Below are 17,140 nucleotides of genomic sequence, written 5' to 3'. Positions count from 1 at the left end.
GCTCCCGACATATGATGTACGACAATGCGTAGAAAGGGGGCGCTCTATGATCCGTTATCGTCGACCCAAGCAGGATGACGTCATTATCCTTGATTTAATCGAGCGACAGCTTGTACCATTATCTCATTTACCAAAGACTGAAATTGCCAAAATCAAAAAAGATATCCCCCGTCGTCTGGGACACGGTATCACCTTAGTCGCCTGTCCCGACTATGAGAGTGATCCAATGGGGTTTGTCCATTTCCTGCTGCATGGTGATTTACTTTATATCGATATGTTAGCCATAGCACCCGCAGCACGGCGCAAACACTTGGGGAATATGCTCATGGATCGAGCAGAACGATTTGCACTATCACGCGGATGTCATCGGGCTAAGGTATCCGTCGATTTAGGAAACACAGCAGCTCTTGCCTTTTATCAAAAATTGGGCTACAGCGTAGCCCGTTATCAATCCCTAAGCTTCTGTTACGAATTGGAGAAAAGGTTCATCTAGTTAAATCGAATTTCAACTGAACTTAAAAGAATCCGAAAGGTGGATAGGGTGTGCCTCCGTACCCGTAACCTCCATAAGGATTACCATAGCCAGGACCTCCGCCATAAGGAGCTCCACCGCCATAGCCACCACCAAAAGCATAAGGTGCTGTACCAATAGCTAGCAAATCAAACAACACTAAAGGAATGATTGCTTTGGTTTGTACTTTTTTACCACTTACGCGTTGTAATATCAGACGATTTCCGGATACACGAAGCAGTTTCCCTGTCACCTGAGTACCGTCCTTTTTTACTGCAATGATCTGCTTACCCACGAGTCTCATAACCTGCTTCTTCGTAACTGGCTTAGTCATATGATCCCCTCCTAAATGTTTTGTACGCCTCTCATTTGCATCATCTACAAAACAGTCTATTCGATGGAAAGGACCTTCGCCTGTACACTTGCCCTCCTGCCTCAATGTTTATCCTTGCTGATCCTAATAAAAAAGCCGTATTTCCGGGAAAAGACCGGAAATACGGCTTTGAAAGGTTACATTTCTATCGCTTACCAGGATCGTATGGCTGTCCTAATGCCTTAGGAGCAGAGGATCGGCCTACAGCCCCTACCAGCACGATGATAGTCAGTACATAAGGGATCATAAAGATAAACTCTTGAGGAATATTTTGTGACCACTCATACAATTGAACATAGTTGCGAATCGCTTGGGAGAATCCGAAGAATACCGCTGCACCAAAGGCACCAAGTGGATTCCATTTCCCAAAGATCATCGCTGCAATGGCGATAAAACCTTGACCAGAGATTGTATTATGTCCAAAGGTTCCGGTTGTTGTTAAAGTGATTGTAGCTCCACCAATACCCGCCATCAATCCACTCAACATTACACCGATATATCTCATCCGATTAACTTTTACACCCAGTGTATCTGCAGCACTTGGATGCTCACCTACTGCACGCAAACGCAATCCAAATGGCGTCTTAAACAGAACCAAATAAATAACGATGACCAGTATTATGGCCAGATAAGTTGTAGGATAGGAATTAAAAATCCCTTCACCAATCACTGGGATTTTGGAGAGCCCAGGAATTGCAACCTTGCTAAACCCATCAATGATCGGAGTTTCAGCAGATCCATCAAACAGGAGCTTTACCATATAGAGCGTGCTTCCTGCAGCTAAAAAGTTAATAACCGTACCACTAATCGTCTGATCAGATTTAAAGGTTATAGATGCAACCGCATGAATTAGTGAGCCTAGCACACCAACAGCTATAGCACAGAGTACACCAACCCAAGGAGCCCATTCGCCCATTCCAGCGTCCTGAGCATAATAACCGCCTACTGCTGCCGCAAAGGCACCAAACATCATCAAACCTTCAAGTCCAATGTTTACGACACCGGAACGTTCAGAGAAGATGCCGCCAAGTGAGGCAAAAATGAGCGCTGTGGAAAAAACAAGCGTTGTATTAAGCAGTTGACCTAACGTCTGCAGATCCATCTATAACACCTTCTCTTTCTTGCGCTTGAAGTAAAAGGGCTTAAGCACCCAGCGCACAATCCCTTGTGCCGCAATAAAGAATATGATTGAACCAATAACGATACGAATAAGCTCTGGTGGAACATCTGCAGCAAAACTCATACCCGCAGAACCATAAGTCAGCGTACCGTAGAGAATCGCAGCCAGAATAACACCAAGTGGATGTGTTAAACCAAGAAGAGCAACAGCGATACCATCAAATCCATATCCTGGCGATGCCGCGAAAATAGCTTGATAATGGAATACACCAAGCACCTCTCCTGCTCCGGCCAGACCGGCGAATACACCACTTATGAACATTGCCTTCATAACGTTACGTCCAACATTCATCCCTGCATATTCGGCAGCATGTGGATTGTAACCAACTGCACGCATTTCGTAGCCCTGCTTGGTCTTCCATAAGTACACATAGAAGAATACCGCTGCAGCAAGAGCAATAGCTGTACCCCAGTGTAGACGTGCATTATCAAATATCGAATTCAAAAAGGTCATGGAAAGCGAGGCCGGAATATCCTCGGAACGATTTTGTCCTGGAAGCAACAAAAAGTTTCTAACGATATAATTCGACAGGTAAAGAGCAATCCAGTTTAACATGATTGTGGTAATAACTTCGTTAATCCCACGTTTTGCTTTCAAATAACCGGCAATCCCTGCCCATAAACCACCGCAGACACCCGCAATAATTACAGCAAGCGGGACAAGCAGGAAGGATGGCAGACCTGCCATCTTAATACCCACCACTGTTGCCGCTGTCATACCAATCATTACTTGGCCATCTGCCCCGATATTAAACATCCCTGAACGGAATGCGAAAGCTACGGCTAGCCCTGTAAGCATTAATGGTGTCATTTCGCGCACAGCTTCACCAAAGTTATACAAATTACCAAACACACGTTTGAACAGTGCGGAGTAAGCAGTTATCGGATCATAACCGCCCAGAAGCATAACTATTGCTCCCACAAGAAAACCAAGCACGATGGCAACCAGAGGAACGATGTAGCTGTCAGTTGTGAAGATTTTTTTGAACTTATTCAACTGCCTTACCTCCCCGCTGCAAGCTGCCTGCCATCATAAGACCCAGTTCCTGATCATTCGTATCTTGCGGGAACACTTCACCGACAATTTTCCCTTCATAGATAACAGCGATTCTGTCAGAGACGTTCATAATCTCGTCCAATTCAAAGGAAATAAGTAGAACAGCCTTTCCTTGATCACGCTGAGCTATGAGTTGCTTCTGAACAAATTCAATAGCCCCAACATCTAGACCGCGTGTAGGTTGTGCGGCAATTAACAATGTCGGATTTTTATCTATTTCCCGCGCAATAATCGCTTTCTGTTGATTTCCGCCGGATAAAGAACGTGCTTTGGTCTCTATTGAAGGTGTACGTACATCAAATTGCTCTATAAGCTTCGCTGCGTACTTATCAATGACATCATTTTGCAAAAAGCCATTTTTGTTGTAAGGACTCTTATAATAGGTTTCCAAAACCATATTCTCACTCATGGTGAAATCAAGCACTAACCCATGCTTGTGGCGGTCCTCAGGAATATGAGAGACATTCATCTCTGAAACCTTTCGCGGTGATAAATTAGCAATTTCATTGCCAGACACGGTTATCGAACCCGAATCAATTTTGCGCAGACCTGTAATGGCCTGGATCAACTCACTTTGTCCATTACCATCTACGCCAGCAATCCCGAGAATTTCCCCTGCTTTTACTTCAAAGCTAAGACCATCCAGTACGGAGACCCCATCTTTACTCTTACTGCTGACATCCTTCAGTTTGAGTACAGATTGGCCAACCTCAGGAACCTTCTTGTCCACTTTGAAAGTTACGCCACGCCCAACCATTTTTTCAGCTAGCTCATTAGGATTGGTCTCTGCGGTATTCACAGTATCAATTACTTTCCCACGTCTAATAATGGTGACCCGATCAGATATTTGCATGATTTCTTTAAGCTTATGCGTGATCAAAATAATGGATTTTCCCTCTGCAACAAGCCGCTTCATAATCGCCATGAGTTCCGTAATTTCTTGAGGCGTAAGTACTGCGGTCGGCTCATCAAATATGAGAATATCCGCTCCACGGTACAGGGTCTTCATAATTTCTACCCTTTGCTGCATACCTACCGAAATGTCATGAATAACGGCATTTGGATTCACTTGCAGGCCATATTGCTCCGATAGCTTCCGAACCTGTTCCGCAGCGGATTTATAGTCAATTTTAAGACCTTTTTTCGGCTCCATCCCAAGAACAATATTCTCGGTCACCGTAAAAGGCTCCACAAGCTTGAAATGCTGATGAACCATACCAATACCAAGCTCAATAGCTTTATTGGGGTTATCAATAATAACCGGTTTCCCGTCGATTTCAATACTGCCTTCATCCGGTTGATACAATCCAAATACAATGTTCATTAAAGTGGACTTGCCTGCACCATTCTCACCAAGCAATGCAAGGATTTCACCCTTTTTAAGCGTCAAGCTAATGGAATCGTTAGCAACAATACCGGGAAAGCGTTTTGTGATTTGCTTCAACTCTACGACAGGAGCCGCAGCACTCATGGAATCACCCTCATCACAGAATATATAACTACCTTATAGACACGGATGTACCGCCCTTTGTAAGGCGGTATATCTATGTTCCTCTTATCATAACCAGTGCTTTAACAAGGAATAAGGCCAGCACAACACCGGCCTTATTCTTTGATCCTTATTGTAATGCAATAAATGGAGACTAACTATTACTCGGAAGGAACAGTGATTGTTCCATCAATGATTTGTTTTTTGTATTCTTCAACTTTAGCCAGGATCTCTTCAGAAACGTTGTCCTTAGTATCAGAAATACCTACACCATTATCTTTCAGACCAAGAACGGTTGTAGTACCACCCTTGAACGTACCGTCAATTACTTCTTTAGAAACTTTAAGAACAGCTTCGTCTACACGTTTGATCATGGAAGTCAAAGTAACGTCAGTACCAAACTCGATGGATTGGTCTTTATCTACACCAATAACCCATACTTTAGTACCGCCTGCTTTGTTACGAGCTTTAGCTTCGTTGAATACGCCATTTCCTGTTTGTCCAGCAGCAGGGAAGATAATGTCGTTTCCGTCGTTATACAATGTAGCCGCAAGAGATTTACCAACGTCTGGTTTGTCATAACCACCAGCATAAGTAGGTGTTACTTTAGCTGAAGGGTTAACTGCTGCTACACCAGCTTTAAAGCCAGCTTCAAAACGTTTGATTACAGGGCTTTCCAGACCACCGATGAATGCAACTTTGTTAGTTTTTGTAGTCAGACCAGCAACCACACCAACCAAGAAGGAACCTTCATTTTCGGAGAAAGTAACGGAAGCTACGTTAGGAGCTTCAACTACGCTATCAATGATAGCCAAGTTAGCATTTGGGTTCTCAGTAGCTACTTTTTTAATTGCGTCGCCAAGATCAAAACCAATACCCCAAGTCAAGTTGTATCCATCTTTAACGAAGGAGTTAAGGTTTGGCTCATAGTCAGCATTTGATTTACTTTGCAAGTACTTAACGCCACTACCTGTTTCTTTTTCAAGAGCTTGCAATGCTTCCCATGCGGATTGGTTAAACGATTTATCGTTTACGCCACCAATGTCAGTAACCATACCAAATTTGAAATCGGATTTAGGTGCGTTTGTTCCTGCATTGGTTCCTGCATTAGTTTCACCTTTAGCGGCGTTGTTATTGTTGTTTCCACAGCCTGTCAAAACGACTGTAAGAGACAGCAACATTGCAAGAGATAGCTTTAAACCTTTTTTCATTGAATGTAATCCCCCTTAAAATATTGGATGTCTTCTGTGTTCTGCTTGGACATTCCATTAGTTCAAATTATAACTGCAATAAAATCTAAAATCCAGTGCATAAATGACCTCAGGTCAATAATAATTTGCACTTTTTAGCAAGTAACCGCTTTCCATGACATAGCATGTTACAGTTATGTCTGGTTAATGTCAGAAACCCTGATTTTACTCTGTATAGTATTCCAACACATTACAAATATTATTGCACACTTAAGTGTTTTCTATTATTATGATTCCTTAGTAATTGCACTGAAAGGAAGTTATCAGATCATGACCGAAGAAATAAATCCACAAACAACACCGGCCTTCAAGTATTGCCGTGAATCCCGTGTCTTCAAAACCGGACGCGTTTTCCCTAATGATGTCAATAATCACAAAACATTATTCGGTGGCAAGCTTATGAGCGGCATTGATGAAGTAGCCTCCATTTCAGCTATGCGCCATTGTCGAACTAACGTCGTCACAGCCTCTACAGACTCTGTAGACTTCTTGAGACCCATTCGCCCTACGGACTCCGTATGCTTTGAATCCTTCGTCTCCTGGACCGGACGGACAAGCATAGAGGTGTTTGTGAAGATCATTTCAGAAAATCTATATACTGGAGAGCGCGCTGTCGCTGCTACTTCATTCCTAACCTTTGTCGCAGTCGAAGAGGATGGCACGCCTACTCCGGTCCCAGCTATCATCCCAGAGACAGACGAAGAGAAGCTGATCAACGAATCTGCTAATGAACGTTCCGAGCTACGAAAAGTTCGCCGCAATATCAGCAAAAAACTCGCCGCTCAATTAAACACCATAAAGTACTGGGAATAGCTCTGCAGATGCAGAGCTTTTTCTTTTATGTAGGGAATGTCAACGCTGCTTCATCCCTATCTTACCGCACAAAAAAGCACCGCTGCATGGGCAACCCGCAGGCGGTGCTTTTCGGTTATATTACAACACTTACGCGTTGATTTTCTCTTTAGCAATACCAGCCAAGGAGTTGAATGCGTTAAGATCATTCACAGCCAGATCAGCCAGCATTTTACGGTTAACTTCTACACCAGCCAATTTCAGGCCGTATACAAGCTTGCTGTAAGAAAGACCGTTCAAACGAGCTGCTGCATTAATACGAACGATCCACAGTCTGCGGAAGTTACGTTTAGTTTGACGACGGTCGCGGTAAGCGTAAACCATCGATTTCATTACTTGTTCTTTAGCTGTTTTAAAAATACGGTGTTTAGAACCGAAATAACCTTTTGCCAATTTCAACACTTTTTTATGTTTACGACGAACTACAAATCCGCCCTTAACTCTTGCCATATTAATAAACCTCCCAAAAATGTGTAATAAACTATTTCAAGTTAGCCAATCCTTGTTTCAAACGTCTTACATCCCCAGGGGCCATTACTGGATTTCCGTTCAGAACGCGCTTAGCGCGTTTAGATTTGTGGGACAGCAAGTGGTTTTTGTGAGCTTTGTAACGTGTTACTTTACCAGTTCCGGTAATTTTGAAGCGGCCTTTCAGGCTGCTGTGTGTTTTCATCTTAGGCATGGTGTTTCCTCCTTGAATATTATGCGGCGCCAAATTGCAGATAAGCAAGTGACTCCAGATTTATTGAGCTTTAGGAGCCAAAATCATAATCATGCTGCGGCCTTCCAGCTTTGGCTGGCGCTCAACAACAGATATATCAGCCACTTCGTTCTTCACTCGTTCGAGGATTTTTTGGCCGATATTCGCGTGTGTAATCTCACGTCCGCGGAAACGTACGGAGCACTTCACTTTATCGCCCTCACCCAAGAACTTGATCACATTGCGGAACTTAGTTTGATAATCATGTTCCTCAATGTTAGCACGGAACCAGACTTCCTTGATATCAACGACCTTCTGGTTTTTACGCGCTTCCTTCTCTTTCTTCTGCGTTTCATAACGGAACTTGCCGTAATCCATGATGCGGCATACCGGCGGCTTAGCCTGTGGTGCTACATTGACTAGATCCAGATTAAGATCGATCGCCATTTGCAGCGCTTCGCGGATCGGTTTAATTCCGATTTGCTCACCTTCCGCACCAACCAACCGTACCTCTTTGGCCCGAATTTCATCATTGATCATATGTTCCTTACTGATAACTCTCCACCTCCGGATCTTTTTAACAACTATTCTCACGTAACTCCATAAAAAAGGGGTGCCGGTAACACCCGACACCCCGTGTTTGATCAACGTTCATGAACATTAACATTCATAAAGCATTGAGATCAAAACCAGCCGGCGAATATGCCAGTCAGGTGAGAAGCAGGTGCTTCTTCTTGCAATCCCTATGATTTGCGTACTTGAATACTATACACCACACTATTTGGGGTGTCAATCCTTTTATGCAGAAATTTCGTGAATTTTATACCTGCTTACTTTGCACTTCTTCAAGTCGTACTACGCGAGTATGCTTGGTATGGCTCCATTGCTTATTGTTCTGCGTGAAGAACGCATAGAACGTAATCGGATACCACGAGATCAAGTAGATCGGGAAGAATACAAGATAAGCATATACTTTCTTGAACGTAACCTTCTCTAATGCCATCGCAATACCAAAAGTCACCAGATTGGCGCCAATAGCCAGGAAGCTGAGCCAGATCGGCAAGCTGCCGTAAATGTTAGCGATATTCGGTCCGTTAAAGAACGCCATATCCACCCACATTACCGCCGTCATTAAAAAAGTGAGCAATACAATATATACATTCGCTCCATAAAGCGCGAGGTCAAACTTCGTTAAGCTGCGTTCTTTAATACTTTGCCAAAGCAATGGGAAAAAATAACGGCGAGCCACAGTGAAGTGCCCCTGCATCCAACGCAGACGCTGTCTTGAGGAGGCCTTGAAGGTTAACGGCTTCTCATCAAATACCTTTGCATCATAATTGAACTTAGGATATACACCATGTGCTGCACTACGCATCGTAAACTCCAAGTCCTCGACCAAACTTGTAGCTCCCCAGCCCATTTCTTTAAGAAGTGTGGTCTCAAAACACATTCCGGTTCCGCCAAGGAAGTTAGCCATATTTAAATTATGGCGTGAAAGTTGCCACAAACGGTTAATATACCAGTACGAAATACCATAAGCAGCTGTAATCCAGGAATCCTCTGGATTCTTGGTGTCGATATAACCTTGGATTACCCGTGCACCTGAACAAAGATCATTATTCATCTCCATCAGGAACTCAGTATGCGCCAAGTTATCGGCATCGAACATGACAACAGCATCATATTGCCGCGGCATAGCCCACAGCTCTTTAAGCATCCATTCTATTGCATAGCCTTTACCTCTCAGATTTGCATTGGTGCGGACACAAGCGTTCATGCCGTGTTCTCTAACGATGCGAGCTGTACCGTCTGTACAATTGTCACAAATTACAAATACATCGTACAGTTCTGATGGATAATTAAGCTGCTTCAGATTCTCCATTAATGCGCCGACAACTTCTTCCTCGTTATGTGCGGCAACAAGTACGGCAAAAGATTTTTCCGGCTTATACTGCGTTTTTTTCTTTTTCCTGTGCAGTCCGAATAATGAAAACGTAAACTGATAGACTGCGATTGCTGCCAAGATCACTTGGAGCGTAACAAACAGTGCGTCTGTCATGACCTTTTGATGCCCCCTTTTTTCACTCTTGGTGTTCTTTTTTTCTCTCTAGCTTGCTTGACGTTCTTTCTGACCCTTTTGTTGCATCCCTTAACAATAGACCAAGAGTATTCTTATTCTCGGCAGACTTCACAATTTTTATATATGCTGTTTAAAAGAATTCTATGGATTCCTTTTTTTGAATCCTTATTTATCTCTTACCCTTTTAAACAGGTTTAGTCTGCTTGAATCATTGTAAAGCGTAATAGTGCTCTAAGTCAAAACTGGCAAATTTCGTGTAAACCTGAGCTTTTCCTTGAAATGAACTACCTTTAAAAAGTATGATTAAGACAGATCTAAGCTATAGAACGGATTACTGCATTAACATCTGTTAACGGTAGCCGGACTAGCGGAGGGAATTAGATATGAGACATTTATTCATGAAACTACATCTCTGGGAGCGGCATCTTTTTAAGTGGATCAACGGACGAATGCATAATCGTTTTTTGAACTTTTGGCTCTTTTACCTTACTCATTTGGGTGGAGCTACAAGCACGATTGTTATCAATATACTGGTATGGGTATTAGCTCCTGAGCCTTGGAGAACTACAGGTTTACAAGCCTTAACAGCACTAGCTGTCAGCCATATACCCGTAGCTATCGCCAAAAAACTGTACCCGCGTATGCGTCCTTATCTGGCGTTACCGGAAACCAATACTTTTCGTAATCCATTAAAGGATCATTCTTTTCCATCTGGTCATACTACAGCTATCTTTGCTTCTACGGTCCCTTATATGCTGGCGTTTCCTGCTTTGACCGTTATTCTGCTGCCGCTAGCTTGTATTGTCGGATTTTCTCGTATTTATCTTGGATTGCATTATCCATCAGATGTTATAGCTGGCGCAGTGATCGGTTCCTGCGTAGCAGCTGGTACTATAGCCTTATGGATGTAAAGCATTTATTGTTAATAACCGGGAAAACCCTTGAGAATAGGTGAATCAACATTGCGTAAAAAAAGAATCTTAATACTCTCGGAAGGTTTTGGCGCCGGACATACACAAGCAGCTTATGCGTTGTCGAGCAGTCTGCGCCAATTATCGCCTAATTTACAAACGAAGGTGCTAGAACTTGGAAATTTTTTAAACCCCAAGATGGCACCTATTATTCTGTCTGCTTACCGAAAGACGGTAACGACACAGCCAAAATTGATGGGTTATGTCTACCGTCACCAGAAATCATTCAATCGTCTTACCACGCTTGCCTTGCATCGTATATTTTATACGCATGCCAAAAATATTGTGAGACAACTGAAACCCGACGTAATTGTCTGCACACATTTTATTCCAGGTGCTGTAGTGTCCCGCCTAAAGAGATTGGATCCTACCCTAAATGTGCCGCTCGTCACCGTCATAACGGATTATGATGCGCATGCAACCTGGATTAGCCCAGAGGTAGACCTTTACCTGGTTTCAACACCTGAGGTTAAATCCAAATTACGCAGCCGAAATATTCCTGCCACGAAAATTCAGGTAACAGGTATACCGATACACCCTAATTTTTGGAAGCATCCCGGAAAGCAGGAGATTCGAGAGCAATTCAATCTGCGGGAGATGCCAACCGTTCTTGTCATGGGCGGAGGCTGGGGAATCATGAACGACCAAGTCGTAAATGCTTGTCTGGCGGAATGGCGTGACAAGATTCAGATTGTTTTCTGTCTCGGCAATAACGAACAGCTGCTAAAGGAAATGAAAGAAGACCCGCATTATAATCATCCTAATATCTCCTTACTCGGCTTTACGCGTGAAATCCACAAGCTGATGGAGGTGTCCGATCTGCTGGTTACAAAACCGGGAGGAATGACCTGCAGTGAAGGGCTTGCAAAAGGTATTCCGATGCTCTTCCATCACCCTCTTCCCGGGCAGGAGGAGGAGAATTGCCGCTACTTTACTGCAGCCGGCTTCGGAGAACCCATCGAATCTTTAGAGGTTGTCGAAATGTGGATGGAGCGCCTCTTAAACAACTATGAGGATGTGCAAAACAAGCGCAAACTTCATCTTGAAGAAATTGCGCGCTACCATCCTTTACAATGTGCTCAGAGTATCATCGAATTATTGGAATAGTTAATTTAAAAAAGCGGCAGCCTCCAAACTACTTTACTTGGAGAGTTGCCGCTTTATTATTGAAGCATGCCATTTGAAGCAGTGCTTTGTAACTACAGCCGATATTTATCCAATCGGGTAGCCTGATACTGTTTGAGTGCTTCTGCACCTACAATTGCCTCGCAACGATGGATATTCACGCCACGTCCGACAAATTTCGTCTCATATTCTGTCATGATATGATCCTCGTTGATGATGCCATCTGCATGTAGGTCCAAAGAAATATTTTTCATCTGCAAGCCAAAGTCCGCAAAGGCATTTAATGAGAACTCAAAAAGACTGCGGGAATCTGTTTTTAGATGAATTTCACCTAGATCGCTAAGCAAACCGCGATATTTGTCAAGAAAACGCGGATGTGTCAAACGACGCCGGGCATGCTTGCTTTTAGGCCACGGATCGCTGAAATTAAGATAAATCCGTTCAAGCTCTCCCGGAGCAAATACTTCCTCAGCATAATCGATATTTGCAAGTGCCAATTTCAGGTTAGGCGGTGTTTCATGTCCTGCCGGCTCCCATACTGCTCTAGCCTTATCTCCAGCACGGCGGATCAGCTCATCATACATATCCACTCCGATAAAGTTAATATCAGGATATTTAAAGCTCATTTGGCTGATAAACTGTCCTTTGCCCATTCCGAACTCCACATGGATCGGATGATCGTTACCGAACAGCTTGGACCACTCACCTTTATAACTCCGAGGATCTAGAATGACTAAATCCGTCTGTTCTTCCAAACTTTCACGTATTCCTTTTCTTCCGCGTAAACGCATAGGTATTCCTCCGATTATCTCTTATACGATAACTGTCACTTGCAATATTGTGCCGAAATTGTCCCAAAAAGTAAAGGGATTGCGGTAAAAAAAGAAAAAGGAATTCTCTGGTTCAGCTCTTAAATGAGCTGTTCAGAGGAATTCCTTCGTTGTTGTATATTGGAATAGATTTCGTTCTTGTCTGACAAATCAGGATTTACTTTGTGTTTGTGGCAAATGTCTTTTTTTCGAATGCGCTACGAATTTTGCGCTGCGCATCTGTCTTGATCTTAGGGTTGCCGTTAAATTCCACGCCCGTTAGTGCAAGGGCTTCATCTGGTGTTAAGTGGACTTCAATCGAATCTTTACCCTCAGCATATACCGTTTGAGAATTCATTGCTATCACCTCACGGTTATTATTATGGATCGGACGACACGAAATTATGAACTCTTGGATGAATTTCTTTATGCCACAGCAGCTTTTCACACTCTGAATATAACATACTATGTAAGCATTTTCAAGCTGAAAGCGCCTTATTTCCTGCCTATTTTTCATGCCGTTATGAGGAGTCAATGTTACGCCGAGCTCGGTTTTTTGATACAATGTATTGGATTATAAGAAACGGCTGTGCGTTCTCTGGGATAAGGACGCCATCTGTCTCAGAAAAATATAAGGATAAGGAATCTTATCCATAATTATATTTTCAGAAAGGGGCTTCTCGTGTCTAATCTTCAATACACTTCTCCTCCGCAACTTTGGGGAGATAAACGTTTTCATACTTGGAATTACGAAATGCGTGAACACATGAACACCAAGGTATTCAAAGTTATGCTTGATGCAGGCTTTACCTGTCCCAATCGTGACGGCTCCATTGCTAAGGGAGGCTGCACATTTTGCAGTGCCAGAGGTTCTGGTGATTTTGCCGGAAGCCGCCGAGATGACCTAGTCACACAATTCAATAACGTCCGTGACAGACAGCATCTGAAATGGCCAAATGCTAAATATATCGGTTACTTCCAAGCCTATACTAATACGTACGCTCCGGTCGAAGAGCTGAGAGAATATTTCGAAGTTATTTTGCAGCAGCCTGGTGTCGTTGGATTATCGATTGCTACGCGCCCTGACTGTCTGCCGGATGATGTGGTCGAATATTTAGCAGAGCTGAACAAGCGTACGTATCTTTGGGTAGAGATGGGTCTTCAGACTATACATGACTCCACTTCTGAGCTTATTAACCGGGCGCATGATACGCAGTGTTATGTGGAGGCTGTGGAGAAGCTGCGCCGTCACAATATTCGGATCTGTACCCATATCATTCACGGTCTCCCACAGGAGACGCACGAAATGATGCTTGAAACGGTATCTGCTGTAGCTCGCATGGATGTGCAGGGAATTAAGATTCACCTTCTGCATCTCATGCGGAAAACACCAATGGTGAAGCAGTATGAAGCAGGATTGCTCCGATTCATGGAACAGGACGAGTATGTGAAGCTGATTGCTGATTCACTTGAAATTCTGCCCCCTGAGATGATTGTTCATCGCTTGACTGGAGATGCCCCACGGGATCTCTTAGTTGGACCGATGTGGAGTCTCAAGAAATGGGAAGTGCTAAATGCCATTGACGATGAGCTTGTTGCTCGTGATACTTGGCAGGGTAAGTATTGGAGGAAGGGCTAATGGGCTTTATGTCCGTTCTAAGCTTTGCTCATAAATTAATCTCTGAGCGGCTAACTTTAGGTGACCGTGCGATTGATGCAACTGTAGGTACTGGTGCTGACACGCTTTTTCTAGCCAAAACAACCGGAGCTCGTGGCGAAGTCTACGGCTTTGACATTCAAGCTGCGGCGCTGAAGCTGGCAGAAGAACGTCTCCGGCTTGCGCGGGAGGACACTTCCTCACTCTCTGCCGTTACCTTACTGGAACGCAGCCATGCCGAAATGGCAGAAGCCGTCCCGGCTAACTGGCCAGGCACCGTTGGTGCTGTAATGTTCAATCTTGGCTATCTGCCTTCAGGCGATGCCGATAAGAATATCATTACTGAGCCGGATAGCTCTATTGCAGCCCTGGAAGCTTCACTCCAGCTGCTGCGTCCGGGGGGAATTATTACGGCTGTACTGTATCCTGGCCATGCAGGCGGAGATCTCGAAGCCGCCGCTGTTGAAGCTTGGGCTGCGACTGTTTCCCCTAAGGTAGCGCAGAGCATTGTATACCGCCAGTTGCAGCGCACGGACGCACCTTATGTAATTGCCCTCGAGAAGAAAAAAGGTTCCCCATCTTAAGCTTTGTAAACAATCAAACAATCTTGTAATTGGGAAGGAAGATTACGAATGACACAACCATATCCTTTAAAATTTCAACCGGAGTTTAAAGAACGTGTCTGGGGTGGCCGCGCGCTGGAGAAATTCGGCCTGAATCTACCAGAAGGTCATATTGGTGAAGGCTGGATGATTGCCGATCATGCGAATGGAACATCTTCGGTGGTTAATGGAGAATTAGCTGGACAAGGTCTGGATCAAATTCGTGAGCAATTTGGTCACGAGTGGTTCGGAAGCAAGGGAATATCAGAAGCTGGCGGAAGATTTCCACTCTTGATCAAATTGTTGGATTGCAACGACAACCTTTCCGTTCAAGTCCATCCTACGGATGATTATGTAGGATTGCCTAAAGGTGAACTGGGTAAAACAGAGATGTGGTACGTATTAGACGCTAAGCCAGATGCAAAAATCATCTACGGCCTTAAAGAAGGTGTAGACCGTGAAACATTACGCGAAGCACTGGAAAAAGGCACGGTTATGGATAGCCTTCAAGAGGTATCTGTCTCCGCTGGCGATTCCTTCTACATCCCTGCCGGAACGGTACATGCTCTATGCGCTGGTGTCGTTGTAGCGGAAATTCAACAGAATTCCGACACTACATACCGTATTTATGACTACGACCGTCCAGGTCTAGATGGAAAACCACGCGAGCTTCATATCGAGGATTCTCTGAATGTTACAGCTTATGAAGGCGCTGGCGCTACTTCGATGAAGACCGATCATGCAGTGCCTGGAGAGTGGCTGCAGCTCGCCGCTTCACCTTATTTTATTGTCGAAAAAGGGATCGTAAATGGTTCATGGGATCTCACCACTTCAGAAGACAGCTTCACTATTCTGGTTATCTGCGAAGGCAGCGGACATCTGACTTGGGAAGGCGGCTCCCAGCCTTATGCCGCAGGGGAATGTTATCTAATTCCTTCCAACCTAGGCCGTTATACTATCGAGGGTCATTCTACTGTGCTTCGCTCTTATTTACCATAAGTCGAGAACCTTTAGGAGGAATGGACCATGAAGGAAAACAGCTTTACTCTAACGGATCCCATAGGTGTAACCATCCATGTCTATGAATGGTTACCTGAGTCCGATGTGCCAGTTAGAGGAATCGTGCAAATTTCACACGGGATGTGTGAAACTGCTGCCCGCTACGCTCGTTTTGCGGAAGCTTTAACCGGGGTTGGTTATGCAGTATATGCCAATGACCACCGGGGACATGGTAGAACCGCTGGTCAAGTCAACCTGCTTGGTGATGTTGGGGAGGACGGATTTTATTGGATGCGGCGCAATCTTCTGCAGGTAGGTGCCGCAGCACTCTCCAAGCATGAAGGAAAGCCCATCATTTTATTCGCACACAGTATGGGTTCCTTTCTGGGTCAAAAACTCATGTGCGAAGAAGGCAACGAAATCTATTCAGGGTTTATCCTAAGCGGGACAAATGGTCCACGCAGTATGCTGCGTATTGGAGAATCTCTGGCTAGCGCGCAGCTTAAGCTAAAGGGTGAGCATCATCGCAGTGTACTGCTGAACAGTCTGGTATTTGGCAGCTATAACCGCGCCTTTTCCCCGGTCAGAACAACATTTGACTGGCTGAGCAGCGATACTGCGGAAGTAGATAAGTACATTTCCGATCCATTCTGCGGAGCTATTTGTACAACACGCTTTTTCCGTGGTTTCTTCCACCTCCTAAGAGAGATCCATACTGAGGAATCACTTAGCACATTATGTACAGGTAAGCCCATTTATATATTCGGTGGGGATAAGGACCCTGTCGGGATGAACGGTCAAGGCATTCCCCGTCTTGCGGAGTTGTATAAGAAACGAGGAGTGTCAGACGTTGAGTTCCGACTCTATCCAGAAGGCAGACACGAAATGCTAAATGAAGTGAATCGAGATCAAGTCACAGCCGATGTGCTCAACTGGTTAGAGCGCCACCTTCCTTCAGAGGTTTCAACGATAAGTTAAGAGAAAACGCGGTAGTTAGTGAATTTATGAGACGAGAATTGAGACAACATAGAAGCGATGCTCCCGGTATTTGGGAGATCGCTTCTTTGCGGTTTGCGTAACTTATCTCAGCAGACTTCTCAATCTAACAATCTCCAGTTCCTCCGCGCATCTGAACTTTAGTAAATAAACTTCCGCCACCGCTAATGGACTCAGTTGACGCTGTTTTCAGCTCATCGTTCTCCCCCTCCACTTTCGGACTCGGTTAACACTAACTACACATCGTCACTCTCCCCTCCACTTTCGGACTCAGTTGACACTAACTACACATCATTACTCTCCCCGCTACTTTCGGACTCAGATGACACTAACTACACATCATTACTCTTCCCGCTACTTCCGGACTCAGTTGACACTAACCACACTTCATTACTCTCCCCGCTACTTCCGGACTCAGTTGACACTAACCACACTTCATTACTCTCCCCACTACTTCCGGACTCAGTTGACATTAACCACACATCATTAC

19 protein-coding genes are annotated in these 17,140 nt (G+C 44.4%); 8 read left to right on the top strand and 11 right to left on the bottom strand.

The window, feature by feature from the left end:
• The first annotated feature begins 46 nt into the window (after positions 1-46).
• Positions 47-493, top strand: a complete 447-nt coding sequence (locus tag MHH89_RS28470; protein WP_036679492.1) for a GNAT family N-acetyltransferase — start codon at positions 47-49, stop codon at positions 491-493.
• A 22-nt stretch (positions 494-515) separates the two neighbouring features.
• Here MHH89_RS28470 and MHH89_RS28465 read toward each other — a convergent pair whose 3' ends face one another.
• The 5 genes from MHH89_RS28465 to MHH89_RS28445 all read right to left on the bottom strand — a co-directional run bounded on the left by MHH89_RS28465 (position 516) and on the right by MHH89_RS28445 (position 5,820).
• The gene (locus tag MHH89_RS28465) at positions 516-845 is read right to left on the bottom strand and encodes a hypothetical protein (RefSeq protein WP_076128060.1); all 330 of its coding nucleotides are present in this window, start codon (positions 843-845) and stop codon (positions 516-518) included.
• 184 nt (positions 846-1,029) lie between these two features.
• Positions 1,030-1,986: an ABC transporter permease gene (locus tag MHH89_RS28460; RefSeq protein ID WP_036679496.1), complete on the bottom strand. Its 957-nt coding sequence runs from the start codon at positions 1,984-1,986 to the stop codon at positions 1,030-1,032.
• Entirely contained in the window at positions 1,987-3,060 is a 1,074-nt protein-coding gene (locus tag MHH89_RS28455; protein WP_076107269.1) for an ABC transporter permease, read from the bottom strand.
• Complete coding sequence (locus MHH89_RS28450; RefSeq protein ID WP_076192998.1) at positions 3,053-4,591, bottom strand: ABC transporter ATP-binding protein; 1,539 nt, start codon at positions 4,589-4,591, stop codon at positions 3,053-3,055. Before MHH89_RS28450 ends, MHH89_RS28455 begins: the two co-directional genes overlap by 8 nt.
• A gap of 179 nt (positions 4,592-4,770) precedes the next feature.
• Positions 4,771-5,820: a BMP family lipoprotein gene (locus tag MHH89_RS28445; RefSeq protein WP_076107271.1), complete on the bottom strand. Its 1,050-nt coding sequence runs from the start codon at positions 5,818-5,820 to the stop codon at positions 4,771-4,773.
• Between the two features lie 309 nt (positions 5,821-6,129).
• Here MHH89_RS28445 and MHH89_RS28440 point away from each other — a divergent pair, with 309 nt between their 5' ends.
• Positions 6,130-6,672 carry an acyl-CoA thioesterase gene (locus MHH89_RS28440; protein ID WP_051491073.1) on the top strand — a complete coding sequence of 181 codons (543 nt, stop codon included), beginning with the start codon at positions 6,130-6,132 and terminating at the stop codon, positions 6,670-6,672.
• A gap of 129 nt (positions 6,673-6,801) precedes the next feature.
• Here the strand turns inward: MHH89_RS28440 and rplT are convergent, their stop codons facing one another.
• The 4 genes from rplT to MHH89_RS28420 form a co-directional block, all read right to left on the bottom strand.
• Positions 6,802-7,161: a 50S ribosomal protein L20 gene (gene rplT / locus MHH89_RS28435; protein WP_036679505.1), complete on the bottom strand. Its 360-nt coding sequence runs from the start codon at positions 7,159-7,161 to the stop codon at positions 6,802-6,804.
• Positions 7,162-7,192: 31 nt separating this feature from the next.
• Positions 7,193-7,393 (bottom strand): 50S ribosomal protein L35, encoded by a 201-nt coding sequence (gene rpmI, locus MHH89_RS28430; RefSeq protein WP_036679507.1) that lies wholly within the window; start codon positions 7,391-7,393, stop codon positions 7,193-7,195.
• A gap of 60 nt (positions 7,394-7,453) precedes the next feature.
• On the bottom strand, positions 7,454-7,951 hold the full coding sequence (infC, locus tag MHH89_RS28425) for a translation initiation factor IF-3 (protein WP_036679510.1): 498 nt from the start codon (positions 7,949-7,951) through the stop codon (positions 7,454-7,456).
• 280 nt (positions 7,952-8,231) lie between these two features.
• A complete protein-coding gene (locus MHH89_RS28420) occupies positions 8,232-9,470 on the bottom strand; it encodes a glycosyltransferase family 2 protein (protein ID WP_036679513.1) in 1,239 nt (412 codons plus the stop codon).
• Between the two features lie 404 nt (positions 9,471-9,874).
• Between MHH89_RS28420 and MHH89_RS28415 the strand changes: the two genes are divergently transcribed.
• A complete protein-coding gene (locus MHH89_RS28415) occupies positions 9,875-10,402 on the top strand; it encodes a phosphatase PAP2 family protein (protein WP_076128062.1) in 528 nt (175 codons plus the stop codon).
• A gap of 51 nt (positions 10,403-10,453) precedes the next feature.
• The gene (locus tag MHH89_RS28410; protein WP_076128064.1) at positions 10,454-11,569 is read left to right on the top strand and encodes an MGDG synthase family glycosyltransferase; all 1,116 of its coding nucleotides are present in this window, start codon (positions 10,454-10,456) and stop codon (positions 11,567-11,569) included.
• A 92-nt stretch (positions 11,570-11,661) separates the two neighbouring features.
• Here the strand turns inward: MHH89_RS28410 and trmB are convergent, their stop codons facing one another.
• Positions 11,662-12,378 (bottom strand): tRNA (guanosine(46)-N7)-methyltransferase TrmB, encoded by a 717-nt coding sequence (gene trmB, locus MHH89_RS28405; protein ID WP_036679523.1) that lies wholly within the window; start codon positions 12,376-12,378, stop codon positions 11,662-11,664.
• 196 nt (positions 12,379-12,574) lie between these two features.
• Entirely contained in the window at positions 12,575-12,754 is a 180-nt protein-coding gene (locus MHH89_RS28400) for a hypothetical protein (protein WP_036679526.1), read from the bottom strand.
• A 324-nt stretch (positions 12,755-13,078) separates the two neighbouring features.
• On the opposite strand from MHH89_RS28400, the gene MHH89_RS28395 reads away from it, so the two are divergent.
• The 4 genes from MHH89_RS28395 to MHH89_RS28380 are packed head-to-tail and all read left to right on the top strand — an operon-like array spanning position 13,079 to position 16,632.
• Positions 13,079-14,035, top strand: a complete 957-nt coding sequence (locus MHH89_RS28395) for a TIGR01212 family radical SAM protein (RefSeq protein WP_076107276.1) — start codon at positions 13,079-13,081, stop codon at positions 14,033-14,035.
• Entirely contained in the window at positions 14,035-14,637 is a 603-nt protein-coding gene (locus MHH89_RS28390) for a class I SAM-dependent methyltransferase (protein WP_076219068.1), read from the top strand. The genes MHH89_RS28395 and MHH89_RS28390 overlap by 1 nt, the downstream gene beginning before the upstream one ends.
• Before the next feature lie 48 nt (positions 14,638-14,685).
• Positions 14,686-15,654, top strand: a complete 969-nt coding sequence (locus MHH89_RS28385) for a type I phosphomannose isomerase catalytic subunit (protein WP_076128070.1) — start codon at positions 14,686-14,688, stop codon at positions 15,652-15,654.
• A 27-nt stretch (positions 15,655-15,681) separates the two neighbouring features.
• Complete coding sequence (locus tag MHH89_RS28380) at positions 15,682-16,632, top strand: alpha/beta fold hydrolase (RefSeq protein WP_076279506.1); 951 nt, start codon at positions 15,682-15,684, stop codon at positions 16,630-16,632.
• Positions 16,633-17,140: the final 508 nt, after the last annotated feature.

This window comes from Paenibacillus sp. FSL H7-0323 (assembly GCF_038002725.1).
GTDB lineage: Bacteria > Bacillota > Bacilli > Paenibacillales > Paenibacillaceae > Paenibacillus_AQ > Paenibacillus_AQ odorifer.
The sequence above is the reverse complement of the archived record's forward strand: the minus strand, read 5'-3'. Positions and strand labels throughout refer to the sequence as shown.

Excerpts from the sequence above, each read along its gene's own strand:
- MHH89_RS28470 (WP_036679492.1), top strand. The coding sequence starts at position 47 with ATGATCCGTTATCGTCGACCCAAGCAGGATGACGTCATTATCCTTGAT.
- MHH89_RS28465 (WP_076128060.1), bottom strand. The coding sequence starts at position 845 with ATGACTAAGCCAGTTACGAAGAAGCAGGTTATGAGACTCGTGGGTAAG.
- MHH89_RS28460 (WP_036679496.1), bottom strand. The coding sequence starts at position 1,986 with ATGGATCTGCAGACGTTAGGTCAACTGCTTAATACAACGCTTGTTTTT.
- MHH89_RS28450 (WP_076192998.1), bottom strand. The coding sequence starts at position 4,591 with ATGAGTGCTGCGGCTCCTGTCGTAGAGTTGAAGCAAATCACAAAACGC.
- MHH89_RS28445 (WP_076107271.1), bottom strand. The coding sequence starts at position 5,820 with ATGAAAAAAGGTTTAAAGCTATCTCTTGCAATGTTGCTGTCTCTTACA.
- MHH89_RS28440 (WP_051491073.1), top strand. The coding sequence starts at position 6,130 with ATGACCGAAGAAATAAATCCACAAACAACACCGGCCTTCAAGTATTGC.
- rplT (WP_036679505.1), bottom strand. The coding sequence starts at position 7,161 with ATGGCAAGAGTTAAGGGCGGATTTGTAGTTCGTCGTAAACATAAAAAA.
- rpmI (WP_036679507.1), bottom strand. The coding sequence starts at position 7,393 with ATGCCTAAGATGAAAACACACAGCAGCCTGAAAGGCCGCTTCAAAATT.
- infC (WP_036679510.1), bottom strand. The coding sequence starts at position 7,951 with ATGATCAATGATGAAATTCGGGCCAAAGAGGTACGGTTGGTTGGTGCG.
- MHH89_RS28420 (WP_036679513.1), bottom strand. The coding sequence starts at position 9,470 with ATGACAGACGCACTGTTTGTTACGCTCCAAGTGATCTTGGCAGCAATC.
- MHH89_RS28415 (WP_076128062.1), top strand. The coding sequence starts at position 9,875 with ATGAGACATTTATTCATGAAACTACATCTCTGGGAGCGGCATCTTTTT.
- trmB (WP_036679523.1), bottom strand. The coding sequence starts at position 12,378 with ATGCGTTTACGCGGAAGAAAAGGAATACGTGAAAGTTTGGAAGAACAG.
- MHH89_RS28400 (WP_036679526.1), bottom strand. The coding sequence starts at position 12,754 with ATGAATTCTCAAACGGTATATGCTGAGGGTAAAGATTCGATTGAAGTC.
- MHH89_RS28390 (WP_076219068.1), top strand. The coding sequence starts at position 14,035 with ATGGGCTTTATGTCCGTTCTAAGCTTTGCTCATAAATTAATCTCTGAG.
- MHH89_RS28385 (WP_076128070.1), top strand. The coding sequence starts at position 14,686 with ATGACACAACCATATCCTTTAAAATTTCAACCGGAGTTTAAAGAACGT.
- MHH89_RS28380 (WP_076279506.1), top strand. The coding sequence starts at position 15,682 with ATGAAGGAAAACAGCTTTACTCTAACGGATCCCATAGGTGTAACCATC.